At 63.2% G+C, this 22,446-nt stretch carries 26 protein-coding genes and 1 riboswitch; of the genes, 13 read left to right on the top strand and 13 right to left on the bottom strand.

Annotated features, from left to right (window positions below; translation table 11 throughout):
• The coding region (locus ACFC3J_RS04040) for an oxidoreductase C-terminal domain-containing protein (RefSeq protein ID WP_375194993.1) at nucleotides 1–143 on the top strand (143 nt) is incomplete at its 5' end.
• A 16-nt stretch (nucleotides 144–159) separates the two neighbouring features.
• Here ACFC3J_RS04040 and ACFC3J_RS04045 read toward each other — a convergent pair.
• Nucleotides 160–684, bottom strand: coding sequence for a 2'-5' RNA ligase family protein (locus ACFC3J_RS04045; RefSeq protein ID WP_375194923.1), 525 nt, complete (start codon nucleotides 682–684; stop codon nucleotides 160–162).
• Nucleotides 685–778: 94 nt separating this feature from the next.
• Between ACFC3J_RS04045 and ACFC3J_RS04050 the strand changes: the two genes are divergently transcribed.
• A complete protein-coding gene (locus ACFC3J_RS04050) occupies nucleotides 779–1,198 on the top strand; it encodes a sugar transporter (RefSeq protein ID WP_375194924.1) in 420 nt (139 codons plus the stop codon).
• A gap of 27 nt (nucleotides 1,199–1,225) precedes the next feature.
• Here the strand turns inward: ACFC3J_RS04050 and metA are convergent, their stop codons facing one another.
• From metA to fabD, 7 genes are all read right to left on the bottom strand, one after another.
• Nucleotides 1,226–2,146 (bottom strand): homoserine O-succinyltransferase, encoded by a 921-nt coding sequence (metA, locus tag ACFC3J_RS04055; protein ID WP_375194925.1) that lies wholly within the window; start codon nucleotides 2,144–2,146, stop codon nucleotides 1,226–1,228.
• 42 nt (nucleotides 2,147–2,188) lie between these two features.
• A riboswitch (SAM-I-IV-variant riboswitch) is annotated at nucleotides 2,189–2,296 on the bottom strand.
• An 82-nt stretch (nucleotides 2,297–2,378) separates the two neighbouring features.
• Nucleotides 2,379–2,753 (bottom strand): Rap1a/Tai family immunity protein, encoded by a 375-nt coding sequence (locus ACFC3J_RS04060; protein WP_375194926.1) that lies wholly within the window; start codon nucleotides 2,751–2,753, stop codon nucleotides 2,379–2,381.
• Entirely contained in the window at nucleotides 2,753–3,724 is a 972-nt protein-coding gene (gene mltG, locus ACFC3J_RS04065) for an endolytic transglycosylase MltG (RefSeq protein ID WP_375194927.1), read from the bottom strand. The genes ACFC3J_RS04060 and mltG overlap by 1 nt, the downstream gene beginning before the upstream one ends.
• Before the next feature lie 10 nt (nucleotides 3,725–3,734).
• Nucleotides 3,735–4,994: a beta-ketoacyl-ACP synthase II gene (fabF, locus tag ACFC3J_RS04070; RefSeq protein WP_375194928.1), complete on the bottom strand. Its 1,260-nt coding sequence runs from the start codon at nucleotides 4,992–4,994 to the stop codon at nucleotides 3,735–3,737.
• A gap of 180 nt (nucleotides 4,995–5,174) precedes the next feature.
• On the bottom strand, nucleotides 5,175–5,408 hold the full coding sequence (locus ACFC3J_RS04075) for an acyl carrier protein (protein ID WP_007689016.1): 234 nt from the start codon (nucleotides 5,406–5,408) through the stop codon (nucleotides 5,175–5,177).
• A gap of 219 nt (nucleotides 5,409–5,627) precedes the next feature.
• On the bottom strand, nucleotides 5,628–6,368 hold the full coding sequence (gene fabG / locus ACFC3J_RS04080; RefSeq protein ID WP_375194929.1) for a 3-oxoacyl-[acyl-carrier-protein] reductase: 741 nt from the start codon (nucleotides 6,366–6,368) through the stop codon (nucleotides 5,628–5,630).
• A gap of 20 nt (nucleotides 6,369–6,388) precedes the next feature.
• Nucleotides 6,389–7,324, bottom strand: coding sequence for an ACP S-malonyltransferase (fabD, locus tag ACFC3J_RS04085; protein WP_375194994.1), 936 nt, complete (start codon nucleotides 7,322–7,324; stop codon nucleotides 6,389–6,391).
• A gap of 126 nt (nucleotides 7,325–7,450) precedes the next feature.
• Here fabD and ACFC3J_RS04090 point away from each other — a divergent pair, with 126 nt between their 5' ends.
• The 5 genes from ACFC3J_RS04090 to ACFC3J_RS04110 all read left to right on the top strand — a co-directional run bounded on the left by ACFC3J_RS04090 (nucleotide 7,451) and on the right by ACFC3J_RS04110 (nucleotide 12,961).
• Nucleotides 7,451–8,950: an efflux transporter outer membrane subunit gene (locus ACFC3J_RS04090; RefSeq protein ID WP_375194930.1), complete on the top strand. Its 1,500-nt coding sequence runs from the start codon at nucleotides 7,451–7,453 to the stop codon at nucleotides 8,948–8,950.
• A complete protein-coding gene (locus ACFC3J_RS04095) occupies nucleotides 8,940–10,493 on the top strand; it encodes an efflux RND transporter periplasmic adaptor subunit (RefSeq protein WP_375194995.1) in 1,554 nt (517 codons plus the stop codon). Before ACFC3J_RS04090 ends, ACFC3J_RS04095 begins: the two co-directional genes overlap by 11 nt.
• 2 nt (nucleotides 10,494–10,495) lie before the next feature.
• Entirely contained in the window at nucleotides 10,496–11,209 is a 714-nt protein-coding gene (locus tag ACFC3J_RS04100; protein WP_375194931.1) for an ABC transporter ATP-binding protein, read from the top strand.
• Entirely contained in the window at nucleotides 11,209–12,414 is a 1,206-nt protein-coding gene (locus ACFC3J_RS04105) for an ABC transporter permease (RefSeq protein WP_375194932.1), read from the top strand. The genes ACFC3J_RS04100 and ACFC3J_RS04105 overlap by 1 nt, the downstream gene beginning before the upstream one ends.
• A 187-nt stretch (nucleotides 12,415–12,601) precedes the next feature.
• Nucleotides 12,602–12,961 carry an RcnB family protein gene (locus ACFC3J_RS04110; protein ID WP_375194933.1) on the top strand — a complete coding sequence of 120 codons (360 nt, stop codon included), beginning with the start codon at nucleotides 12,602–12,604 and terminating at the stop codon, nucleotides 12,959–12,961.
• Between the two features lie 38 nt (nucleotides 12,962–12,999).
• Here ACFC3J_RS04110 and ACFC3J_RS04115 read toward each other — a convergent pair whose 3' ends face one another.
• Complete coding sequence (locus ACFC3J_RS04115) at nucleotides 13,000–14,406, bottom strand: GntP family permease (protein WP_375194934.1); 1,407 nt, start codon at nucleotides 14,404–14,406, stop codon at nucleotides 13,000–13,002.
• A 230-nt stretch (nucleotides 14,407–14,636) separates the two neighbouring features.
• On the opposite strand from ACFC3J_RS04115, the gene rpsF reads away from it, so the two are divergent.
• The 4 genes from rpsF to ACFC3J_RS04135 all read left to right on the top strand — a co-directional run bounded on the left by rpsF (nucleotide 14,637) and on the right by ACFC3J_RS04135 (nucleotide 16,811).
• The gene (rpsF, locus tag ACFC3J_RS04120; protein WP_375194935.1) at nucleotides 14,637–15,059 is read left to right on the top strand and encodes a 30S ribosomal protein S6; all 423 of its coding nucleotides are present in this window, start codon (nucleotides 14,637–14,639) and stop codon (nucleotides 15,057–15,059) included.
• A gap of 13 nt (nucleotides 15,060–15,072) precedes the next feature.
• Nucleotides 15,073–15,297 carry a 30S ribosomal protein S18 gene (gene rpsR, locus ACFC3J_RS04125; protein WP_004212076.1) on the top strand — a complete coding sequence of 75 codons (225 nt, stop codon included), beginning with the start codon at nucleotides 15,073–15,075 and terminating at the stop codon, nucleotides 15,295–15,297.
• 13 nt (nucleotides 15,298–15,310) lie between these two features.
• The gene (gene rplI, locus ACFC3J_RS04130; protein ID WP_375194936.1) at nucleotides 15,311–15,907 is read left to right on the top strand and encodes a 50S ribosomal protein L9; all 597 of its coding nucleotides are present in this window, start codon (nucleotides 15,311–15,313) and stop codon (nucleotides 15,905–15,907) included.
• Nucleotides 15,908–16,367: 460 nt separating this feature from the next.
• Nucleotides 16,368–16,811, top strand: coding sequence for a hypothetical protein (locus ACFC3J_RS04135; protein ID WP_375194937.1), 444 nt, complete (start codon nucleotides 16,368–16,370; stop codon nucleotides 16,809–16,811).
• Between the two features lie 65 nt (nucleotides 16,812–16,876).
• Here ACFC3J_RS04135 and ACFC3J_RS04140 read toward each other — a convergent pair whose 3' ends face one another.
• Nucleotides 16,877–17,563, bottom strand: a complete 687-nt coding sequence (locus ACFC3J_RS04140) for a phytanoyl-CoA dioxygenase family protein (RefSeq protein ID WP_375194938.1) — start codon at nucleotides 17,561–17,563, stop codon at nucleotides 16,877–16,879.
• A gap of 433 nt (nucleotides 17,564–17,996) precedes the next feature.
• On the opposite strand from ACFC3J_RS04140, the gene lgt reads away from it, so the two are divergent.
• On the top strand, nucleotides 17,997–18,899 hold the full coding sequence (gene lgt, locus ACFC3J_RS04145; RefSeq protein ID WP_375194939.1) for a prolipoprotein diacylglyceryl transferase: 903 nt from the start codon (nucleotides 17,997–17,999) through the stop codon (nucleotides 18,897–18,899).
• Nucleotides 18,889–19,962, top strand: a complete 1,074-nt coding sequence (locus ACFC3J_RS04150; protein WP_375194940.1) for a class I SAM-dependent methyltransferase — start codon at nucleotides 18,889–18,891, stop codon at nucleotides 19,960–19,962. Before lgt ends, ACFC3J_RS04150 begins: the two co-directional genes overlap by 11 nt.
• On the opposite strand, the gene gmk is transcribed toward ACFC3J_RS04150, so the two are convergent.
• From gmk to fumC, 3 genes are read right to left on the bottom strand one after another with little or no spacing between them, the layout of a single operon-like run.
• On the bottom strand, nucleotides 19,950–20,615 hold the full coding sequence (gene gmk / locus ACFC3J_RS04155) for a guanylate kinase (RefSeq protein WP_375194996.1): 666 nt from the start codon (nucleotides 20,613–20,615) through the stop codon (nucleotides 19,950–19,952). The genes ACFC3J_RS04150 and gmk overlap by 13 nt on opposite strands.
• Before the next feature lie 49 nt (nucleotides 20,616–20,664).
• Nucleotides 20,665–21,006: a hypothetical protein gene (locus tag ACFC3J_RS04160; RefSeq protein ID WP_375194941.1), complete on the bottom strand. Its 342-nt coding sequence runs from the start codon at nucleotides 21,004–21,006 to the stop codon at nucleotides 20,665–20,667.
• Between the two features lie 49 nt (nucleotides 21,007–21,055).
• On the bottom strand, nucleotides 21,056–22,441 hold the full coding sequence (gene fumC / locus ACFC3J_RS04165; RefSeq protein WP_375194942.1) for a class II fumarate hydratase: 1,386 nt from the start codon (nucleotides 22,439–22,441) through the stop codon (nucleotides 21,056–21,058).
• Between the last annotated feature and the right edge of the window lie 5 nt (nucleotides 22,442–22,446).

The raw sequence follows: 22,446 nt of genomic DNA on the forward strand, positions 1-22,446 counted from the left end.
GCGGCAAGCTGATCGCGCTCGACTGCGTCAATGCCGTCAAGGACTATGTGCAGGGCCGCGCCCATGTGATTTCCGGCGCCGTGCTGGATCAGGCCCAGCTGGCGGATTCGAGCGTCCCGCTCAAGGAAGTCGGCCTCGCCTGAACTTTGGCGATGAAGGTCAGCCCCTGAAGCTGGCCTTCATCGCCAGTTCCCAAGGCCCGCCGCGATAATGCCAGGCGGCAAGGCCGGCAATCGCGAGCGGCCTTGCCCGGAAATCCTGCCGCAGGTCCGCCGCCAGCGCCTTTGCCCGCGCCGCTTCCACCTTGTTCTGCACGGTGATGTGAAGGCGCGGCCGCCCTTCGTCCTGCGGTATCAGCAGCCCGGCGAAGGCCTCAGCCAGTTCATCGCGCATCGCCATCAGTTCGGCACTCTCCACCCGATAGGCGACGCCCCGCCCCAGCATCATCACTTCCGCCAGCTTCGCGCGCGGCGCCGGCCCGCCGCAAAGCCGCTTCAGCCTTCCCGCCACCTCCTCCAGCGCCGAGGGCGGCAAATGGTGAAACAGGGTGATGTGCGCCGGGACCAGATTGCGCTCCGCCGGGAAATGCGCGCGACGCAGCCCCTCCGCCCAGGCGAAATCATCCGCCCCCATCAGGGCCGTGACGATGATCGGCGCCGCGAGCAAAGCTGAATCTCCTTCCATTTTCACCCCTTCCCGCTTCCGAACGGCCCCGTCAGACTGTATGATGCGCGTCGGCGGCTTCACCAGACCGGCCGCCGACGGAGGGGGAAAAACCATGACCGCACCGCGATCAGTTTCGGCGATCGGTATCATCCTGCTGTTCTGGAACATGATAGGCGTCGCCGCCTTCATCATGCAATATAGCGCCGATCTCAACCAGTTGGCGAAGACCGACGCCTATACCGCGCGCATCTTCGCGCAGATGCCGGGATGGGCGTGGACCGCCTATGGCGTCGCGGTCGGCGCGGGCACGCTGGGCGCGATCCTGCTGCTGTTTCGCAAGGCCGCGGCCGCGCCCGTCTTCCTGCTCTCGGTCATCGCCGTGATCGCGCAGTTCGGCTACAGCTTCCTCGGCACCGACCTGCTGGCGGTCAAGGGCGCCACCGCCGCGATCTTCCCGGCCGTGATCCTCGTCATCGCCGTCTTCCAATGGCGTTATGCGCGCAGCCTGACCGCCAGAGGCATGCTGCGCTAGGGCAGTCGATCCTATCCGCACACACCCTTAAGCCGCCAGCGACGCCTGCCCCACCGCGCCCAGATCGAACGGCGCGGTCTGGTACATTTCGTTGATCCAGTTGCCGAACAGCAGATGCGCATGGCTGCGCCAGTGATTTTGCGGTTCCCGCGCCGGATCGTCGTCGGGGAAATAATGAGCGGGCAACTGCCCTGCCCCGTCGCGCAGATATTCGTCGGCCAGCGTCCGGCTGTCATATTCCAGATGATTGAACATGTGCAGGAAACCGCGCGCCGGATCGCCGATCAGGCAAAGCCCCGATTCATCGCTCTCCGCCAGAATCTGCAAGCCGCGCCCTTCGGGGATGGACTCCCGCCGCACCTCCGACCAGCGCGACACCGGGACGCAGAAATCATCGGACAGGCCGCGCATCCACGGCGAGGACGGCAGATGGTTGCAATGCCGGAACACGCCAAAGGCCTTGCGCTCCAGCGCATGCTTTTCCACGCCGTGAAAATGATGCAGCGCCGCCTGCGCCGCCCAGCAGATGGACAGGCTGCGATGCACATGGGTCTGCGTCCAGTCGAAGATCGTCCGCAACTCGTCCCAATAGCTGACCTGATCGAAGGGCAGCGTCTCCACCGGCGCCCCGGTGATGATGAAGCCGTCGAACCGATCGTCCCGCACATCGCTCCACGGACGGTAGAAGGACGCCATATGGTCCGCCGAGGTGTTGCGCGACACATGATCGCTGATCCGCACCAGCGTCAGTTCGACCTGCAAGGGCGTCGCCCCCAACAGCCGCGCCAGCTGCGTTTCGGTGCTGATCTTGTTGGGCATCAGGTTGAGCAGCGCGATCCGCAGCGGCCGGATATCCTGCCGCACGGCGTCGGCTTCGCGCATGACGACGACGCCTTCCGCCTCCAATGTGCGGCGGGCTGGCAGGTCGTCGGCTATCTTGATCGGCACGTCACGTCATTCCCTGTTGCGGAACGACGCTGATGATGTGGCTTGGGTCCGTTGGATTGCCGGATCGGCCACATCCTCCCGTTAAGGAGTGCCACCTTGCCCGGATCGGCAGGTTGGCGTCGGGCGTCGCCCCAACTCTTGATGCTGGGGCGTATCTAGGCGCGCAGGATCGGTTTGGCAACCGCTGCTTTACGAAAGAAAAGGAAAAGTTTGCGCGTCAAGGCCCTGCCGGTCAGCGGCGCTTCTTCTTCGGACAGGGCCAGGCCTTGCGCGTCGCCGCAAAGACCAGCGCGGAGGCAGAACCGCTTCTTTCGCCGGGATTGTCGCGCAGATAGTCGACCGTGACAGTCTTCAACTGGTTGATCGTCACCTGGGCAGGGATGCAGCTTTTCAGCCTGTTGACCTCCCGCGTCCTGTTGAACGCATCGACGGCCCCGGTGATATAGCCGATGCATTCATAGGTCTTTTCGAAATAGGCCTGACTGTCGCGCCCGGTCGTGCACACCTCATAAAGCGTGTCGCCGGTGTAGAAGCTGGCCCCCGCGCCGGCCGACAAAAGCCCCAGCGCAGCCGACGCCGCAAGATGGCAGGATCGGCGAGCGACCATCAAAGCTCGCCCCGCGCCCGGCGAATTTCGAACCATTTGCGCACATTCTCATTATGCTCTTGCAGCGTTTCGGCAAAGATATGCCCGCCCTTGCCGTCCGCCACGAAATAGAGCGCCTTCGTGTCCGCCGGATGCAGCACCGACAGGATCGACAGCTTCCCCGGATTGGCGATCGGCCCCTTGGGCAGCCCGGTCATCGCGTAGGTGTTATAGTCGTTGACCGCCGAGATCTCCGACTTCCTGATCCGCCGTCCTAGCGGCTTGCCCTTGGTGATCGGGTAGATGATCGTCGGATCCGCCTGCAACATCATGCGGGTCTTGAGGCGGTTGCCGTAGACTCCCGCCACCATCGGTCGCTCGGAGGGAACAGCGGTTTCCTTCTCAACGATGCTGGCCAGGATGATCGCCTCACGGGGCGTCCTGGCGACCGTATTGGGCGCCCGCTCCGCCCACATGGTGCCGAGCGCCTTGCTCATCGCATCCTGCATGCGCTTCAGCACCGCGGCCCGGCTCTCGCCCTTGTCGAAGGCGTAGCTGTCGGGCAGCACGCTCCCTTCCGCCGGCACCTTGATCTCACCGGTCAGCTCTTCATTGGCCATCAGCCGCTCATAGACCAGGATGGAGGGCATCCCCTCCGGTATGGTCACGAGCCGGGTCAGCGTCTTGCCGCCGCCCAATATCCTGAAGATGTCGCTGTTGCTCGCGCCCCTGGGGATCAGGAACTCCCCCGCCTTGATCGACTTGCCGCGCCCGAAGACCTTGGCGCGGGTCAGGAAGGCATCGGCGGAGCGCACCGCGCCCTTTTGCTTCAGCAGCACGGCGGCATCGGCGATCGTCGCGCCTTCGGGCACGACGATCGTGATGTCGCTCTTCGCCGGTCCCGCCTCGGTCCATCCATAGACGAAGCGGAACGCGACGAACGCCGCGACGGCCAGACCGATAGCCAAAATGCTCCAGCCAAGTCGCCGCATCAGAATTGTCTCAGACCGCCTTCATGATGAGCGAGGCATTGGTGCCGCCGAAACCGAACGAATTGTTCAGCACCGCGCGCACCTTGCGCTCCTTGGCCACATGAGGAACCAGATCGACGCCCTTGCAGCTTTCGCTTGGCTCGTCGAGGTTCAGCGTCGGCGGCACGATCTGGTCGCGCAGCGCGAGGATGCAGAAGATGCTTTCCACCGCCCCCGCGCCGCCCAGCAGGTGGCCGATAGCCGACTTGGTCGAGCTCATCGACATGGTGCTCAGATGCTCGCCGAACAGACGCTTGACCGCGCCCAGTTCCAGTTCGTCGCCCAGCGGGGTCGAGGTGCCGTGCGCATTCACATAGTCGATGTCGGCAAGGCTGAGGCCCGACTTTTTGAGCGCCATCTCCATCGAACGGTAGCCGCCATTGCCCTCCGGATGCGGAGCGGTGACGTGATAGGCGTCGCCCGACAGGCCATAGCCGATGACCTCGGCATAGATTTTGGCGCCGCGCGCCTTGGCCCGCTCATATTCCTCCAGCACGACCACGCCCGCGCCTTCGCCCATGACGAAGCCGTCGCGGTTGACGTCATAGGGGCGCGACGCCTTTTCCGGCTGATCGTTGAAAGCGGTCGAAAGCGCGCGTGCCTGCGCGAATCCGGCGATGCCGATGGGGCAGATCGCGCTTTCCGCGCCGCCCGCCAGCATGACGTCGGCATCGTCCATCGCAATCATCCGCGCCGCGTCGCCGATCGAGTGTGCGCCCGTCGAGCAGGCGGTCACGACCGCGTGATTCGGCCCCATCAGGCCATATTTGATCGAAACCTGACCCGAAATCAGGTTGATGAGGCGCCCATGGACGAAGTGCGGGCTGACACGGCCCGGCCCCTTGTTCGCCAGCACCAGCGATTCGCTTTCGATACCCGGCAGACCGCCAATGCCCGACCCGATCGAGCAACCGGCGCGCAGGCGCTCTTCCTCGCTCATATTGTCGAGACCCGCATCGCGCAGCGCCTGGCTGGCGGCGGAAATGCCGAAGACGATGAACGGGTCGACCTGGCGCTGGATCTTGTGGTCGACGTCCAGCCCGGCGTCATAGCCATATTCGTGATCGGCCGGCTTCACCTCGCAGGCGATGCGGCACTTATACTCGCTGGCGTCGAAGCGCGTGATGGTCGCCGCGCCGGATTTGGACGCGATGATGTTCTTCCAGGTCGTTTCCACATCCCCGCCGAGCGGGCTGACCATGCCAAGGCCGGTTACGACAACACGACGCATATGCTTGCTCCGAAAAATTCTCTTTGGCTCAACGCCGCCCATCTAGCCATTGAAAGCCGGCTTGTGAACGGGGACCAGATACGAAAAGGCTCCTCACGACCGGGTTTTGCCGGACAGGAGGAGCCATTTCCTTTGGCAAACGCAGCGGCCACCCTTTGCCGGGCAGGCCGCCAGACGCTCTTACTGCTTGCTGTCGATATAATCGATAGCGTCCTTGACGGTAGCGATCTTCTCGGCCGCATCGTCGGGGATTTCGACGCCGAACTCTTCTTCGAACGCCATCACCAGCTCAACGATGTCGAGGCTGTCAGCGCCCAGATCGTCGATGAAGCTCGCGTCCTCGGTCACTTTTTCGGCTTCGACGCCCAGATGCTCGACGACGATTTTCTTTACGCGATCCGCGGTCTCACTCATGAGTGGTCCTTCTTACTGGGTATCGTTGATGGTTCTGAATATTTGTTAAGGCATGCCCTAGAGGCAAGCCCCTGCATAGGCAAGAGGCAAGAGACAATCGGGAAGCAACTTCCCGTCCGCCTGCATTCACCCCTCTTTACCCCGATGGCACAAGCCGGCGGCTTTGCAAATGCCCAAATTTTCCGGGCGGCATGGAATAAACTGTCGCCGCCGACAATATCAGATCATTGCCATGCCGCCATTCACATGCAGCGTCTGACCGGTGACGTAACCGGCTTCCCTGCTCGCCAGATAGACGACGGCGGCGCCGATATCTTCGCCCGCGCCCAGATCGCCTGCCGGGATCTTGGTGAGAATCGCGCCCTTCTGCGCGTCATTGAGCGCATCGGTCATGGCCGACCGGATGAAGCCCGGTGCGACGCAGTTCACGGTGATGCCGCGGCTCGCCAGTTCCTGGCCCAGCGATTTCGACATGCCGATGATGCCTGCCTTGGACGCGGCATAATTTGCCTGCCCCGGATTGCCGGTGACACCGACGACCGAGGTGATGGAGATGATGCGGCCGAACCGCGCCTTCATCATCGGCTTGGCCGCCGCGCGGGCGAGGCGGAACGCCGCCTCCAGATTGACGGCGATCACCTGCGACCATTCCTCGTCCTTCATGCGCAGGATCAGATTGTCGCGGGTGACGCCGGCATTGTTGACCAGAATGTCGAGCTTGCCGCCCAGCGCGTCGACAGCCTGCGGAACCAGCGCATCGACGGCGGCCGGGTCGGACAGGTTGCAGACCAGTATCTTGTGATCCCCGCCCAGTTCCGCCGCGAACGCCCTGAGCTTCTCCTCGTTGCTCCCCGAAAGGGCGAGCGTGGCGCCCTGCGCGGCAAGGGCCCTGGCGATGGCGGAGCCGATGCCCCCCGAAGCGCCCGTCACCAGCGCCGTCATGCCTGTCAGATCGAACATGTCTCTCATCCTTATTCTGATCAGAAAGCGGCCAGCGCCGCCTCGATATCGTCCATGGTCACGATGCTGCGCACGGTCGCGTCCGGCGCGATGCGCTTGACCATTGGCCCCAGCACCTTGCCGCCCAGCTCGACAAAGTCGGTCACGCCCGCATCCCACATGGCCGCAACGGATTCGCGCCAGCGCACCCGGCCTGTCACCTGCTCGACCAGACGCAGCCTGATCTCCTCCGGATCGGCGATCGCGCTCGCCAGCACATTGGCATAGACCGGCAGCAGCGGCGCGTTGATCGCCGCCTTGCCCAAGGCCTCCGCCATCGCCTCGGCGGCGGGCTGCATCAGCGGGCAGTGAAAGGGCGCCGACACCGGCAACAGCACGCCACGCTTGATGCCATGATCCTTCACCAGAGCCACAGCGCGCTCGATCGCGCCGCGATGGCCGGAAATCACGACCTGCGTCGGGTCATTGTCATTGGCGACGGTGCAGACTTCACCCTCGGCAGCGGCTCCGGCAAGCGCAGTCGCCTTTTCGATGTCCGCGCCCAGCAGCGCCGCCATCGCGCCCTCGCCCACGGGCACGGCCGCCTGCATCGCCTGACCGCGCAGCTTCAGGAGCTTCGCCGTGGTGCCGACATCGAACGCCTCCGCGGCGCAGAGGGCGCTATATTCGCCCAGGCTGTGCCCGGCAACGAAATCGCCCTTCTCGGCCAGCGAAAAGCCGCCTTCCTTCTGCATCACCCGCAGCGTCGCCAGTGCGTTCGCCATGATCGCAGGCTGCGCATTTTCGGTCAGCGTCAGGTCGCTTTCCGGCCCCTCCACCATGATGCGGAACAAATGCTGCGACAGAGCGTCATCGACCTCCTGAAACAGCTCCCTCGCGGTCGGGCTCGCCTCGACCAGCGCCTTGCCCATGCCGACCGACTGGCTGCCCTGCCCCGGAAAAAGAAATGCCCTCATCATCCACCTTCTGACACACAGGCGCTACAAAAGCGCAATTTTTCAAAGTCGTTACACTTTGAGACACAAATGCCGTTGAGGCATTCGGCTCGCTGCCCCACGTTAAATGAAGGCGTCCCTTTAACGATGACGGAGTGCAAGGAAAAGGTGCGATATAAGAGTCTGTGGATCACGGGAAGCGCGCTGGCGGTTTCAGCCTGCGCAGCCGGTCCCGACTATCGCGCCCCCGCCCCCGCAGCGCTGGGCGTGCCGGCGACCTATGGTCAGGCCGACGGCGCAACGGGTTCGGCCGCGATCAGCGAAGCCGATCTGGCCACCTGGTGGACCCGTCTCAACGATCCTGCCCTGAGCAGCCTGATCGATCGGGCGATCGCCAACAATCTCGACATCGTGCAGGCGCAGGCCCGGCTGCGGCAGGCGCGGGAGTCGCTGCGTCAGGCCAACGCCTCCTTCCTGCCGCAGGTCAGCGGATCGGCCAGCGGCGGCAAAAATTACCGTAGCCAGGCGGGCGGCACCCGCGTCGACGACAGCGGCAACGTCATCAGCACCGGCGCCAGCAACTGGTCGAGCAGCTATTCCGTCAGCGCCAGTGCCAGTTGGCAGATCGACCTGTTCGGCGAACTTTCCCGCTCCGCCGAGGCCGCCCGAGCCGATCTTGCCGCTTCCGGCTATGATCTTGCCAATGTGCGGACGACGATCATCGCCGAACTCGTCACCAACTATGTGCAGGCCCGGCTTGCGCAGGAGCAGCTGCGGGTCGCGAGAGAAACGCAGGCAATCCAGCAGGACAATTACAATATCGCCAACTGGCGGCTTCAGGCGGGCCTTGCCTCCTCGCTGGACGAACAGCAGGCCAGGGCGCAGCTGGCCCAGACCAACGCCGCCGTCCCGCAACTGGAAGCCAGCCTCAAGGGCAGCCTCAACCGTGTCGCAGTTCTGACCGGACAGGCACCGGGCGAAGCCACCCGCGCGCTCGAAACCCCCGCGCCGATCCCCGCCGCCTCGACCCGGATCGCCACCGGCATTCCCGCCGACACCCTGCGCCAGCGCCCCGACGTGCGTTCGGCCGAACGCGCCCTTGCCGCAGCCACTGCCCGCATCGGGGTGGCGCAGGCCCAGCTCTACCCCTCGCTCGGGATCAGCGGAAATCTCGGCACCACGTCCAACAGCTTCAAGGATCTGTTCAGCCTGATCACCGGCGGCGTCTTCGCCAATGTCGCGCAGGTGATCTTCGACGGCGGCCGCCTCGCTTCGCAGCTTCGCTCGCAAAAGGCCGCCGCCGACGCCGCCTTCGCCGCCTACAAGCAGACGGTGCTGACCGCACTGGAGGATGTGGAGAACGCCATGGCCACCCTGGCCAGCGCCCGCGCTCGCAAGGCTGAATTCGCCACCGCCTTCGAAGCGTCCAACAATGCCGCGATCATCGCTCGCAGCCAGTATCAGTCGGGCCTGATCGACTTTCAGACGCTCTCGACGACCGAAAACACCCTTTTGAACGCCCGCAACAGCCTTGCCTCCGCGCGATCGGACGAGGTGTTGGCCATCGCCCAGCTCTACAATGCGCTGGGCGGCGGCTGGCAGAATATGGAAAGCCGCCCTCCCAATGAGCCAACCCATGAGCAATGATGTGACGCAGGATCAGGACATCAACGACTTTCTGGGTGCCGCACCTGCAAAGCCCCGACGCAAATGGCTGATCCGCGCCGCGATCGGGCTTGCGCTCCTGCTCCTCATCCTCCTCCTGGCGCGCTGCTTTGCGGGAGATGACAAACCCAATTACGCGACCCGCGAGGCGCGCAAGGGCGATCTCACCGTTTCCGTTTCGGCGACCGGCAATCTGAAGCCGATCAATCAGGTGGATGTCGGGTCCGAACAATCGGGCAAGATCACGGCGGTCTATGTCGACGTGAACGACCGGGTGACCAAGGGGCAGAAGCTGGCCGAACTCGACACGCGCCGTCTGGTCGACACGATCAACCAGAACCGGGCGCAGGTCGCATCCTCGCAGGCCAGCGTCGCGCAGGCGCAGGCGCAGGCCGCGCTGGCCAAGGCAACGCTCGACCGGCAACTGAACGTCTACAGCCTCTCCGGCGGCCGGGTCCCAGCCAAGACCGAACTGGATTCGGCCCGTGCCGATTACAGCTCCGCCCTCGCCAATCTCCGTTCGGCGCAGGCGCAGGTCCGCGTGGCGCAGGCGCAGCTGTCCACCGCCCAGACCAACCTGTCGATCGCGCAGATCGTCTCGCCCGTCACCGGCGTCGTCCTGTCCCGCGACATCGAGCCGGGCCAGACCGTCGCCGCCTCGCTGAACGCCCCCGTGCTGTTCACCATCGCGGAGGATCTCACCAAGATGGAGGTCGAAGTTTCCGTCGACGAAGCCGACGTCGGGCAGGTGAAAGAGGGCCAGACCGCCAATTTCACGGTCGACGCCTTCCCCGGCCGCACCTTCCCGGCCACGGTCACGCGGGTCAATGTCGGCTCGAACAGCTCCAGCAGCAGTTCCTCTTCCTCCGGCTCCTCGACCAGCTCGACCAGCAGCACCAGCGGCACGGTCGTCGCCTATACGGCCGTTCTTTCAGTCGACAATGCGCAGGAAATCCTGCGTCCCGGCATGACGGCAACGGCCGATATCGTGACGCAGGAACTTCACGGCGTGCTGCTGGTGCCCAACAGCGCGCTGCGCTTCAAGCCCAGCGCGGACAGCAAGGGAGGCGGCATCACCAGCCAGATCGTCCCCGGTCCCCGCCGCTTCCGTCAGGGCAACCAGCGTCAGGTCAGCTTCGGGATCGGCAGCAGCCAGACACTCTATGTCCTGGATGAAGCCGGGAATCCCAAGGCGATCAACGTCACCGTCGGCGCCAGCGACGGTGCCCGCACGGTCATTACCGGCGGCAACCTCAAGCCCGGCATGAAGGTCATCACCGGCCAGCTCGCCAGCGGTCAGCAGGCGCCCGCCGAGGACCAGAATGGCGATCCGGACAAGGCCGGCAGCCAGCCCCGGGACCGCAACCGCAGGGCTGGAGAGCATAATGCCGCCGACGGCAGCCCGGCCACGGTAGGCAAGCTCGGCAATTCGGGCGATGCGGTGCCCGAAACCGCACCGGTGGCGCCTTCGGTGCCGCAGGGCCGCAGCGGCGAATCGCGCACCGGCCGGCAGAGCGGGACCTGAGGATGACTTCTCATTCTTCCGGCGACCCCATCATCTCGCTGCGCGGCGTCACCAAAGTCTATGGCTCCGGCCCCACGGCCTTTCAGGCGCTCAAGGGCATCGACCTCGACATCGCGCAGGGCGATTTCGTCGCCGTGATGGGGCCGTCGGGTTCGGGCAAGTCGACGACGATGAATATATTGGGCTGCCTCGACGTCCCTTCAGCGGGGGAATTCCTGTTCAAGGGCCGCCATGTCGAAACGCTGGACCGCGACCAGCGCGCTCTGCTCCGCCGTCGTTATCTCGGCTTCGTGTTTCAGGGCTTCAACCTGCTCTCGCGCACCACGGCGCTGGAGAATGTGGAACTCCCGCTGCTCTATCGGGGGGAGGACAAGAAGACCCGCTATGATGCGGGCATGGCCGCGCTGGACAAGGTGGGCCTCAAAGACTGGTGGGATCACACCCCGGCGGAACTGTCCGGCGGCCAGCAACAGCGGGTCGCCATAGCCCGCGCCATTGTCACCCAGCCGGACGTACTGCTGGCCGACGAACCGACCGGCAATCTCGACTCCGAACGATCGGTGGAGATCATGGAACTCTTGACCGACCTCAACCACAACAGCGGCATCACGGTCCTGATGGTGACGCACGAGCCGGACATGGCCGCCTATGCGCGCACTATCGTCCACTTCAAGGACGGGCATGTGGATGGCATCGAAAATGGGGTGAAGGCCTGATGCTGGGCACCACCGTCATCCTCGCCTTCCGCGCGATCAACCGGCACAAGCTGCGCAGCTTCCTGACGACGCTGGGCATCATCATCGGCGTCGCGGCGGTCGTCACCATGGTCACGCTGGGCAATGGCGCTACCGCAGCCGTGCGCGAACAGATCAGTTCACTGGGGGCCAACGTCCTGCAACTGCGACCGGGACAGGGTTTCGGTCGCGGCGGCGGCGGCCCGCGCCCGCCCGATTTCAAGCCCGCCGACCTCACTGCCATAGAAAACCAGCTTACCGGGGTCCGCGCCGTCGCTCCCATGATCCAGTCGAGCGGCACGGCGATCTACGAAGGCAGCAACTGGTCGACCACCGTCTACGGCACCACCGCCGCTTATTTCGAGGTGCAAAGCTGGAAGGCCGACACCGGGCGCCTCTTCATGCCCGAAGAGGAAGCTGCCGGAAAACCCGTTTGCATCATCGGCAATACGGTCCGCACCAATCTCTTTCAGGGCAACGACCCGGTCGGCAAGCGGATGCGGATCAAAGGAGTATCCTGCCAGGTGATCGGCACGCTGGCGACCCGGGGACAGGGCGGCTTCGGCGATCAGGACGATGTCGTCGTCATGCCGATCAAATTCGTCCAGCGCCGTTTCACCGGGGACCGCGACATCAGCCAGATCATGGTCGCCGTGGACGACGCCTACGACACCAGCGCGGTTCAGTCGAGCCTGGAAGAACTCATGCGCGAACGCCGCAAGATCAAGGGCGGGCGGCAGGACGATTTCAATATCTTCGACACCAAGCAGATCAGCGACACGCTGACCGGCACCACCACCATCCTGACGCAGATCGTCGCGGCGGTGGCAGCCATCTCTCTGCTGGTCGGGGGCATTGGCATCATGAACATCATGCTGGTATCGGTGACGGAGCGAACCCGCGAAATCGGCATCCGCCTCGCCATCGGCGCCATCGCCCGCGAAGTGCTGATGCAGTTTCTCGTCGAGGCGATAGTGCTGTCCTGTCTGGGCGGCCTCATCGGCCTGTTCCTCGCCCTTATCGCCTCTGTCGTGATCGCGCCCCTGATGCAGGTGCCCTTCATTTTCGACGTGAAGGTGAACCTCATCGCCTTCCTCTTTTCCGCCGCGATCGGCGTCGTATTCGGCTATTTCCCGGCACGGCGGGCAGCGGCGCTCAATCCGATCGACGCGCTGCGCCACGAATAGCGATGACGGCCGGGGGGGGGACCCTGGAAAACCGTAATTTATGAACGGCCGTTCAGACTAATTCCGTTCCTGTTACAATTTCCGACATTCTTTGACATCCCCCGGCACAAGCCTGCGACAAATGCCTCCTATCCCTGTCTTCAACGCCGGGAACGGCGGGACGAGATCAAGAAGAAGGAGCAAGTTCATGTTCAAGAAGTTTCTGATGGCCCTGACCGTCACCACGATGGCCGCCAGCCCGATGGTCGCGTCACAGGCTGAGGCCGCGCCCCAGCGCGAAGTCCATCAGGTCGTGAAGCAGGGTTCCCACGGCCGCACGGTCACCAAGACGACCGTGATCCGCAAGGATAACCACCGCCGCTGGGCCAAGGGTCAGCGCTTCGACCGTCGCCACGCGACCAACTATCGCGTGATCAACAACTATCGCGGCTACCGCCTGAAGGCCCCGCCCCGTGGATATCACTGGGTCCGCTCGGGCAATGATGCGGTCCTGGTCGCAATCACCAGCGGCATCATCGCCTCGGTCATCACCGGCGCAATCCGGTAAGCCAGAAACGCCCCGGATATCGTTTCCGGGGCGTTTTTCTATACCAGACCAGTCAGATAATAGACCGCAATCACCACGAACACGGTGAAGGTCTTGATCAGGGTCAGCGCGAAAATGTCCTTATAGGCCTGTCGATGGGTCAGGCCCGTCACCGCCAGCAGGGTGATGATCGCGCCGTTATGCGGAAGGCTGTCCATCCCCCCGCTCGCCATCGACGCGACCCGATGCAGCACCTCGCGCGGTATCCCCGCCGCATCGCCCGCCGCCGCGAACTGCTCCGCCATCGCCGCCAGCGCGATCGACAGTCCCCCCGAAGCCGACCCCGTAATCCCCGCCAGCGACGTCACCGTAATCGCCTCATTGACCAGCGGATCGGGCACGACCTTCAGCGCCTCCTTCACCAGCAGAAAGCCCGGCAGCGCCGCGATCACCGCACCGAAGCCATATTCCACCGCCGTATTCATGCCTGCCAGCAGCGCCCCGCCCACGGCCGCCTTCGACCCATCGGCAAAGCGCCGCGCCACGGGACGGAAGGCAAAGAGCATGATCGTCCCGATCCCCAGCAACAGCGCGCCTTCCACTGCCCAGAGCGCGGCAACCTGCGCCACCTGCACCACCACCGGCCCGGACAGGCCGATCAGCGACACGCTGACCTCCTCCCCCGGCACGATGCGCGGAATCATCATGGTCAGCGCCAGATTGCCCAGCCCCACCACCAGCAAGGGCAGCAGCGCGATCAGGGGATGAACGCCGCCATGCTCCTCCTCCGCCACCGCCTCCGGCTCATTCACCAGCGTCCCGGGCGCGCCATAGCCTTCCCCCGCCGCCATCAGCACCCGCTTGCGCCAGCCCAGATAGGTCAGCCCCATCCCCATGATGCAGACCGACCCGATCAGCCCCAGAACCGGCGCCGCCCAGGCGGTGGTGCCAAAGAAACTGGTCGGGATGATATTCTGGATCTGCGGCGTCCCCGGCATCGCATCCATGGTGAAGGTGATCGCGCCAAGACCGATGGTCGCAGGCACCAGCCGCTTGGGAATGTCGCCCTGCCGGAACATCTCGGCAGCGAAGGGATAGACGGCGAACACCGCCACGAACACCGACACCCCGCCATAGGTCAGCAGCGCCGTCACCAGCATGATTGCCGGGATCGCCCGTTGCGCACCCACCAGCCGGATCACGGCCGTCACAATCACCCGCGAAAAGCCCGAAATCTCGATCAGCTTCCCGAACAGCGCCCCCAGCAGGAACACCGGGAAATAGAGTTTCAGAAAACTCCCCACCTTCTCCATGAACAGGCCTGAAAACACCGCAGGCACAGCCCCCGGATCGGTCAGGAACACCGCCAGCATTGCCAGCAGCGGCGCCATCACTATGACGCTCATGCCCCGATAGGCCGCGATCATCAGCAATATCAGCGACAGCGCCGCGATCCCGACCGCCATTCCACTCCCCCTCGCGTCTCCTGAGCCAGCTTCTATGCATTCCGCAGCAGGACGCCAAGTCTTCCCGCTTTTCTCACCCTTGCCTTTCCGCAGCATTTCCGTCATAGGCGCCGCTTCGCACGACACGGGGTGACTCGCGGCCGTGCGAAAGAATGATTTGAGACGACAGCCGGAGGGGCGTTTCGCATGGGGCGGACGTCAGCGATCGGCCAACAGATGAGGCAATACCCATGGCTCTTTATGAGCATGTGTTCCTTGCGCGCCAGGATCTGGCACAGGCGCAGGTGGACGCGCTGGCGGAAACCGCCACCAAGATCGTCGAGGACAATGCCGGCAAGGTGACCAAGGTGGAAACCTGGGGTCTGCGCAGCCTCGCCTACAAGATCGCCAAGAACCGCAAGGCGCACTATGTGATGCTGAACATCGACGCCCCCGCCGGCGTCGTTGCGGAACTGGAGCGCCAGACCCAGATCAACGAAGACATCATCCGCTACATGACCATCAAGGTCGATGAGCTGGAAGCCGGCCCGTCGGTCATGATGCGCAAGCAGGAACGCGCCGAGCGCGGTCCGCGCGGCGATCGTGGCGATCGTGGTCCCCGCGAAGATCGTGGCCCGCGCCGCGATCGCGAAGAAGCCCCGGCTGGCGAATAAGGAGATCTGAACAATGGCACGCCCGTTTTTCCGCCGCCGCAAGAGCTGCCCCTTCGCCGCCAAGGATGCGCCGAAGATCGATTATAAGGACGTCCGCCTGCTGCAGGGCTTCGTGTCCGAGCGCGGCAAGATCGTCCCCAGCCGCATCACTGCGGTTTCCGCCAAGAAGCAGCGCGAGCTGGCCCAGGCCATCAAGCGCGCCCGTCATCTGGGCCTGCTGCCCTACATCGTGAAGTAAGGGAGAAAGACCCATGGAAATCATTCTCCTTGAGCGCATCGAAAAGCTGGGCGCCATCGGTGACGTCGTCACCGTGAAGGACGGCTATGCGCGCAACTTCCTTCTTCCCAACAAGAAGGCCCTGCGCTCGAACGCCGCCAACAAGAAGGTCTTCGAAGCCAACCGCGCGAAGATCGAAGCCGACAACGCCGCCCGCCGCTCGGACGCCGAAAAGTCTGCCGAAGGCGTCAACGGCAAGCAGATCGTCCTGATCCGCCAGTCGTCGAACGCCGGCCATCTCTATGGTTCGGTCGCCGTCCGTGACGTCGTCGAGGCGCTGCATGCCGAAGGCATCACCAACGTCACCAAGGCGATGGTCGTGCTGGAACGCCCGATCAAGACCCTGGGCGTCTTCGACGTCAAGGTCGCGCTGCACCCCGAAGTCGCCGTCACCATCACGGTGAACGTCGCCCGCTCGCCGGAAGAAGCCGATCTTCAGTCGCAGGGTGTCGACGTGATGGCCGACCTGTTCGAAAAGGACGAGAGCGGCTTCACCGAAGATTATGATCCGAACGCGGAACCTGGCGAAATCGCCGTGGAAGCCGAAGAAGCCCCGGCCGAAGAAGCCTGAGTTTCCAAAACGGACCGAACAGAAAAGCCGCCCCTCACCGGGCGGCTTTTTTATTGGGATGTGACATAAGGCTGCGGCCTGTTCTGGTGGTTAAGGACTGTCTGGTTACAGCCATAAATGCTGGAAAGCGGACACTGAGCCGCTTGGGATTCCGATATGACGGAACGCGATCGATGGATACTCCACATTAAGGAATTACGTGAGCGGCACGGCATCAGCATTTTCGATGCTGAGCGCCTCGCCTTGGTCGACCCACAATGGCGACGCTGGGTGGAGCGTCAGATTAACAATGATGATCGATGCCGCCGGATGGCACTAAGCCATATTCGATATAACCGCGAAATGGCATTGATCGAGAGACAGGGTGATCGCCTCGTTATCCGATAGGGGTGGATTGCGGTCAGGCAAGTTCCGCACGAGCATAGTGGAAAGCGGACACAAAAGCTGGCAGTAATCGGGCATGAAGCACGATCGCCTTTGCGCCATAGGGCATAACCTAGCTGACTCGATGGCCAGCGGTTTAGGGTTTGTGATCGGCTATTATCCCATGGATGTCTTTGGCGAAGCGGCCTTCTCTCCCATGGGTGCGATTGAGGTTGACTTCCTCAACGGACATATCCTGCGGGGCGAAGCATCAGATAGCTTGCAAGCCGCTGCCGCGCACTATGCTGAGGCGCTTCCGGAGTTTTGTCGTGCTAACGGGGCAGACCCTGCGGACTTCGAGAATTTGTCCGCAACATTCGACTCAACCGCGCTCGAACGTCGGGTTGTACTTAAGGTAACAGACCGTCGCGGGCGAAGCTCGACTACGGAATATGCGGGAGTCCCGCTTAAACGGCTGCGGGTGCTGGATAGCCTAGGACGCATTAGGACGACGCCAAGACGAGCAGGGTTGGCAAGCTAAAGAGCGTCGGATTTTAAGGCATCATTGGAAACACAGCAGCGGCAAAAACTGGTCGCCCGCCGCCATTACACGCCCAGCCACTCCAACCCGCCCGCAAGCTCATCTGCCGAGTAATCGATCTGCAAGACTCGACGGTGGCCCATGACGCTCGCCGCCTCCGAGGCATGTAGAATGGGAGTTGAATACACCCACACGTCGCCAGCCTTGGCGAGGCAGGTGTAAATGCCGGATTGGGCAACAACATCATCATATTGTTCGACCGGTACGCGCCCACCGACATGAGAGCCTGGAGCAATCAACAGCGGCGAATTTTGAGCGGGCACGTCGTCCAGATGAACCCGAAGGGTCAACATCCGGGCCAGCAGTTCAAACGGCGGCGCGACATGCTGCATTCCGCCTTTGATCGTCCATGGCCCATAACCCTCGACATCGATCCGCCGCTTCACGCAGATTGTGCGGTCCTGATGCCATCCCAACGACCAGTTCGTTGCAGCGGTTTTGTCAAACAGGATTGCACGAACGGGGCGGCATCGCGATCCAAGAAATTCTGCTGCAACGGAGCCTATTGCGCCTTTTGCAGCCAGAAAAGGCCGGAGGCCTTGGATGCCGTGGATACGAACGCCTGCCTGCTCATGAGGAAGTTCGCGCAACGCCGCACATATGTCTGGAAGCAGCGGCAATACAGCGGCGGGAATGTGCTGTGCCCCGTCTTTGGCGAGAGTAAGGTTGTCGAGGTGCGCCGCTTGCTTCATCGCACCATGTAAAGCACTGACCTACGCCGCAGCAATGTCTGGTTTCGGATCGCTTGCACGGAAGGTGCGAGCAGCAAGAAATGGTCGGAGACGGACATACTTCCTCCGACATCGCTGGCCTGAACCGGGAGCCCGTTGTTTTGGGCTGGCACGCAAAAAACCGGCCGACCGCGCGTAACCCAATGACCACAGTCACCTGAAAAACCGTCCTATTTCTCCAACAGATGTAATATTGCCTGTCCTATTTCCGTGCAGACCTGTTTATCCTGCATCGCTCTTTCAAACACCCCGCAAATCGCGACGCGCCGCCTACGCGCGCCCGGGCACGCGCGCGCATGCACCGTGAACTTCGACGCAAACCGGCGCATTTCCGCCGCTTTTTCCATCAGCGCAATTCCCCTTCCCCCCTTTCCTATCCGCCCCAACCTGCTCTATGGCGGGTGCCACTATTCCCAAGGGGAACGACAACTTGATCCTGGACCTTGCCGCCGCCGCTTCGGGCGCCATCCGTTTCGACCAGCTCGGCCTCAGCCCCGTCGCGCTCGATCTCGGTTTCTTCACGCTGAAATGGTACAGCCTCGCCTATCTGGCAGGCATATTGATCGGCTACTGGTATTTGCTGAAGCTGATCGCCCAACCCGGCTCACCCATGGCGCGACGCCATGCCGATGACATGATCTTCTATGCGACGCTGGGGATCATCATCGGCGGACGGCTGGCCTATGTCTTCTTCTATCAGCCAGAAATCCTGGCGCACCCGCTGGACATCTTCAAATTGTGGAACGGCGGCATGTCCTTCCATGGCGGGGCGCTCGGCGTGTCGCTTGGCATCCTCTACATGGCCCGCAAGGAAAAGCTCAGCTGGTTGAGAATGCATGATTTCATCGCCTGCTGCGTTCCCTTCGGCCTGTTCTTCGGCCGCCTCGCCAATTTCGTGAACGGGGAACTCTGGGGCAAGGAAACCGACGTGCCCTGGGCGATGGTCTTCCCGACCGGCGGCCCCTTCGCCCGCCATCCGAGCCAGCTTTACGAGGCGTTTTTCGAAGGCATCATCCTGTTCCTGATCCTCGCCTTCGCCTTCTGGAAGACCCGCGCCCGCTACAAGCCCGGCATGCTGGTCGGCATTTTCCTGTTCTGCTACGGCATCTTCCGCTTCGGCGTCGAATATTTCCGCGAGGCCGACGCCCAACTCATGGAATTCGCCGCCCGCACCGGCCTGCATATGGGCCAATGGCTTTGCGTTCCGATGATCCTTGGCGGCCTCTATCTGATCGTCACCGCGAAGGGGCGCCGTATCAGGGTCGAACCGATCGCAGGCGGCGCGAGTGTCAGCTGACCTCACGCTTTCGGAGAGACTCGCTCGCCAGATCCATGCGGGCGGCCCGATTTCGGTCGCCCATTATATGGCGGAGGCGAACCAGCATTATTACGGCACCCGCGATCCGCTGGGCGCGGCGGGCGACTTCACCACCGCGCCCGAAATCAGTCAGATGTTCGGGGAACTGATCGGCCTTTGCCTTGCGGATGTCTGGATGCGTTCGGGCAGCCGCCCCGAGGCCTTTTATGTGGAACTCGGCCCCGGCCGCGGCACGCTGGCGTCCGACGCGCTGCGCACCATGGCCGGCGCGACGCTCGTTCCGCGCGTGCATTTCGTTGAAACCAGCCCCAGCCTGCGTGGAAGGCAAAGGGCGCTCATCCCCAACGTCTTCCATCATGAAAGCATTGCCGGTCTGCCCCAACAAGGCCCGCTGCTGGTCGTGGCCAATGAATTTTTCGACGCCCTGCCCGTCCGGCAACTGGTCCGCGTCGGTCAGGAATGGCGCGAACGGGTTGTCGTTCATCCCGACCCCGATCAGCTTCATCAGTTCGCCGCCATGCCCGGCTATCGCCGCATCGAATCGGACATTCCCGCGGTAGCGGCCGATGCCGCCGAAGGAACCATATTGGAAACGCCCCTGGTCGGCGCGGCCATCGCTCTGGAACTGGCCCAGCGCATAGCCCGCCAGGGCGGCGCAGCGATCATCATCGACTATGGTTATGAAGGTCCCGCCGTCGGCGATACGCTTCAGGCCGTGAAGGATCATCAGTTCGCCGACCCCTTTCTCGAGCCGGGCGAAAGCGATCTCACCACCCATGTCGATTTCACCCTGATCGGCAACATGGCTCGACAGGCGGGATTGCGGGTGCTGGGTCCAGTCGGCCAGGGGACGTTCCTGCGACAGCTCGGCATTGACGTGCGCGCCGATCAACTCGCCCGCGCATCGCCCGCCCGCGCCACGGAGATTGAAACCGCCCGCAACCGGCTGGCGGCGGACGATGCGATGGGGACTCTGTTCAAAGCCATGGCCTGGGTCCATCCCGACTGGGCCGGACCGGCAGGCTTCGATCATTCTTCCTGATGATAGCGGCTGAGTTTGCGGATGAAGCCGATGAGGCCGGTCTGACGGCTGCGCTTCATGCGCTCGGCGTGCAGGATCGTCTGCACGCGCTGGAAACAGTCCTCCGCATCGACATTGCACAGAACATAGTCATAGCCGTCCCAGTGCGCGATTTCGTTGGCCGCGCGCGACATGCGCCCTTCGATCACCTCCTCGCTGTCGGTCGCCCGTCCGCGCAGGCGGCGCTCCAGTTCCTCCATCGAGGGGGGCAGGATGAACACGCGCACCACATCGCCGCCAGCGATCTGGTGCAACTGCTGCGCCCCCTGCCAATCGATGTCGAACAGCACGTCGCGACCCGCCTTCAGCATCGCCTCTACCGGCGCGCGGGGCGTGCCATAGCGCTGACCGAAAACGTGCGCCCATTCCAGAAACTCATGGTCCGCCGTCATCCGGCGGAATTCTTCCAGATCGACGAAATGATAATCCTTGCCCTCAACCTCTCCGGGCCGCATCGGCCGCGTGGTCGCGGACACGGACATTGCCAGATCAGGCTCAGCGGCGAGCAGCTTGCGCGCAATGGTGGATTTACCCGCGCCCGAAGGCGAGGAAAGAACGAAAAGGACGCCGCGGCGCTTGAAATCGGGCGTCTCGATGGAGATGCTGTCGGCCATGGCCGCTAGTGGCGCCATGGACGGCATTTGGCAAGAGGTTGTGAACGTCCTACCCTTTACGGGCCTTACGCGCCTCATCGATCAGGATCGGCTGAGCTGCCCTGTCAGGCAACGCCCTGGCCTCTCGCTTCCGGTCGGCCTCGCGTTTGGCTTCGTAAATCTTCCCCGCCATATAGGCCCCGGTCACGAACAGTGCGCCCGCCGGATAGCGCATGATGAGCCGCTTGGCTCCCATCCCGGCGAGCAGGCCGATCACGCCCTTCTTGCCCGTATCCGCAGCCACGCGGGCGGCAACCACCGTGGCCCCGACGCGCGCTGCCTTTTTAAGCAGCCCGGCCTTGCGCGGAGGGCGAACGGCGATCAGCGGCTGGTCAGGGGATTTCTTCTTCATAAGGCGTCAATGTATCGCAGGACGCCGGGTTCCGCCATGCTGATCTGGATCACACCATTTTTTCGGGTCTCACCAGCCGTTCAAAGGTTGCTTCGTCCACCAGCCCCAGCCGCAAACCGGACTCCTTCAGCGTCAACCCTTCCGCATGCGCATATTTCGCAATCTTGGCGGCATTGTCATAACCGATCTCCGGCGCCAATGCCGTCACCAGCATCAGCGAGCGATCGAGCAGTTCCGCTATACGCTTTTCATTCGCCTCCAGCCCCTCAACGCAGCGTTCGGCAAAGCTGTCCATGCCAACGCTCAGCAGGTGAATGGAACGCAGGACCGCCGCACCGATCATCGGCTTGAACACGTTCAGCTCCATATGCCCCTGCAGGCCGCCGACCGTCACCGCCTGATGGTTGCCAATCACCTGAGCGGCCACCATGGTCAGCATTTCGCATTGAGTTGGATTGACCTTGCCCGGCATGATCGAGCTGCCCGGCTCATTGGCGGGCAGGTCCAGTTCGCCAAGCCCCGAACGCGGTCCAGACCCCAGCAAGCGGATGTCATTGGCGATCTTGGTCAATGCCACCGCCAGCGTTGCCAATGTCGAGGACAGATGCACCAGCGGATCGTTGGAAGCGAGCGCCTCGAATTTATTCTCCGCGGTTCGAAAGGGAAGCCCCGTCAGAGCCGCGATTTCCTTCGCGACCGCCCCATCGAATCCTTTTGGGGCGTTCAGCCCGGTGCCGACCGCCGTCCCGCCCTGCGCCAGCGCGGTCATGCCATGCAGGGCCGCCGGTTCGATCCGCTTGCGGCAGCGATAAAGCTGATGGACATAGCCGGAAAATTCCTGTCCCAGCGTCAGCGGCGTCGCGTCCTGCAAATGGGTGCGGCCAATCTTGACGATGGCGTTCCAGGCCTGCACTTTGGCATCGAGCGCCGCATGGAGCCTGTCGAGCGCCGGAAACAGCTGATCCGTCACCGCCCGCGCCGCCGCGATATGCAGCGCGGTGGGAAAGCTGTCGTTGGACGACTGCCCCATATTCACATGGTCATTGGGGTGGACCGGACTCTTGCCACCGCGTTGGCCGGTCAGCGCCTCATTGGCAATGCCCGCGATCACCTCGTTGACGTTCATGTTGGACTGGGTCCCGCTGCCGGTCTGCCAGATGACCAGCGGGAACTGATTGTCATATTGACCCGCAATCACCTGAGCGGCGGCGGCCTCGATCGCATCGGCAAGGCCCGAGTCGAGTCCATGACCCCGGTTCACGCGAGCAGCCGCCAGTTTCACGATCGCCAGCGCATGAACGATGCCGATCGGCATCTGTTCATTCGCGCCGAAGGGGAAATTTTCGATGCTGCGCTGGGTCTGTGCGCCCCAATAGGCGCTGGCGGGCACCTCAATGGCGCCGATACTGTCTGTTTCAGTGCGGGTGTCGGTCAAGGCAG

The sequence above is a fragment of the Sphingobium sp. genome (assembly GCF_041987595.1).
Lineage (GTDB): Bacteria > Pseudomonadota > Alphaproteobacteria > Sphingomonadales > Sphingomonadaceae > Sphingobium.

What these genes read in the sequence shown, in the direction of transcription:
- ACFC3J_RS04105 (WP_375194932.1), top strand. Translation starts at nt 11,209, where the DNA reads ATGCTGGGCACCACCGTCATCCTCGCCTTCCGCGCGATCAACCGGCAC.
- ACFC3J_RS04115 (WP_375194934.1), bottom strand. Translation starts at nt 14,406, where the DNA reads ATGGCGGTCGGGATCGCGGCGCTGTCGCTGATATTGCTGATGATCGCG.
- ACFC3J_RS04110 (WP_375194933.1), top strand. Translation starts at nt 12,602, where the DNA reads ATGTTCAAGAAGTTTCTGATGGCCCTGACCGTCACCACGATGGCCGCC.
- lgt (WP_375194939.1), top strand. Translation starts at nt 17,997, where the DNA reads ATGGCGGGTGCCACTATTCCCAAGGGGAACGACAACTTGATCCTGGAC.
- ACFC3J_RS04060 (WP_375194926.1), bottom strand. Translation starts at nt 2,753, where the DNA reads ATGGTCGCTCGCCGATCCTGCCATCTTGCGGCGTCGGCTGCGCTGGGG.
- ACFC3J_RS04090 (WP_375194930.1), top strand. Translation starts at nt 7,451, where the DNA reads ATGACGGAGTGCAAGGAAAAGGTGCGATATAAGAGTCTGTGGATCACG.
- rpsR (WP_004212076.1), top strand. Translation starts at nt 15,073, where the DNA reads ATGGCACGCCCGTTTTTCCGCCGCCGCAAGAGCTGCCCCTTCGCCGCC.
- ACFC3J_RS04050 (WP_375194924.1), top strand. Translation starts at nt 779, where the DNA reads ATGACCGCACCGCGATCAGTTTCGGCGATCGGTATCATCCTGCTGTTC.
- gmk (WP_375194996.1), bottom strand. Translation starts at nt 20,615, where the DNA reads ATGGCCGACAGCATCTCCATCGAGACGCCCGATTTCAAGCGCCGCGGC.
- rplI (WP_375194936.1), top strand. Translation starts at nt 15,311, where the DNA reads ATGGAAATCATTCTCCTTGAGCGCATCGAAAAGCTGGGCGCCATCGGT.
- fabF (WP_375194928.1), bottom strand. Translation starts at nt 4,994, where the DNA reads ATGCGTCGTGTTGTCGTAACCGGCCTTGGCATGGTCAGCCCGCTCGGC.
- fabD (WP_375194994.1), bottom strand. Translation starts at nt 7,324, where the DNA reads ATGAGGGCATTTCTTTTTCCGGGGCAGGGCAGCCAGTCGGTCGGCATG.
- rpsF (WP_375194935.1), top strand. Translation starts at nt 14,637, where the DNA reads ATGGCTCTTTATGAGCATGTGTTCCTTGCGCGCCAGGATCTGGCACAG.
- ACFC3J_RS04140 (WP_375194938.1), bottom strand. Translation starts at nt 17,563, where the DNA reads ATGAAGCAAGCGGCGCACCTCGACAACCTTACTCTCGCCAAAGACGGG.
- ACFC3J_RS04100 (WP_375194931.1), top strand. Translation starts at nt 10,496, where the DNA reads ATGACTTCTCATTCTTCCGGCGACCCCATCATCTCGCTGCGCGGCGTC.
- ACFC3J_RS04095 (WP_375194995.1), top strand. Translation starts at nt 8,940, where the DNA reads ATGAGCAATGATGTGACGCAGGATCAGGACATCAACGACTTTCTGGGT.
- fabG (WP_375194929.1), bottom strand. Translation starts at nt 6,368, where the DNA reads ATGTTCGATCTGACAGGCATGACGGCGCTGGTGACGGGCGCTTCGGGG.
- mltG (WP_375194927.1), bottom strand. Translation starts at nt 3,724, where the DNA reads ATGCGGCGACTTGGCTGGAGCATTTTGGCTATCGGTCTGGCCGTCGCG.
- ACFC3J_RS04075 (WP_007689016.1), bottom strand. Translation starts at nt 5,408, where the DNA reads ATGAGTGAGACCGCGGATCGCGTAAAGAAAATCGTCGTCGAGCATCTG.
- ACFC3J_RS04160 (WP_375194941.1), bottom strand. Translation starts at nt 21,006, where the DNA reads ATGAAGAAGAAATCCCCTGACCAGCCGCTGATCGCCGTTCGCCCTCCG.
- ACFC3J_RS04045 (WP_375194923.1), bottom strand. Translation starts at nt 684, where the DNA reads ATGGAAGGAGATTCAGCTTTGCTCGCGGCGCCGATCATCGTCACGGCC.
- ACFC3J_RS04135 (WP_375194937.1), top strand. Translation starts at nt 16,368, where the DNA reads ATGAAGCACGATCGCCTTTGCGCCATAGGGCATAACCTAGCTGACTCG.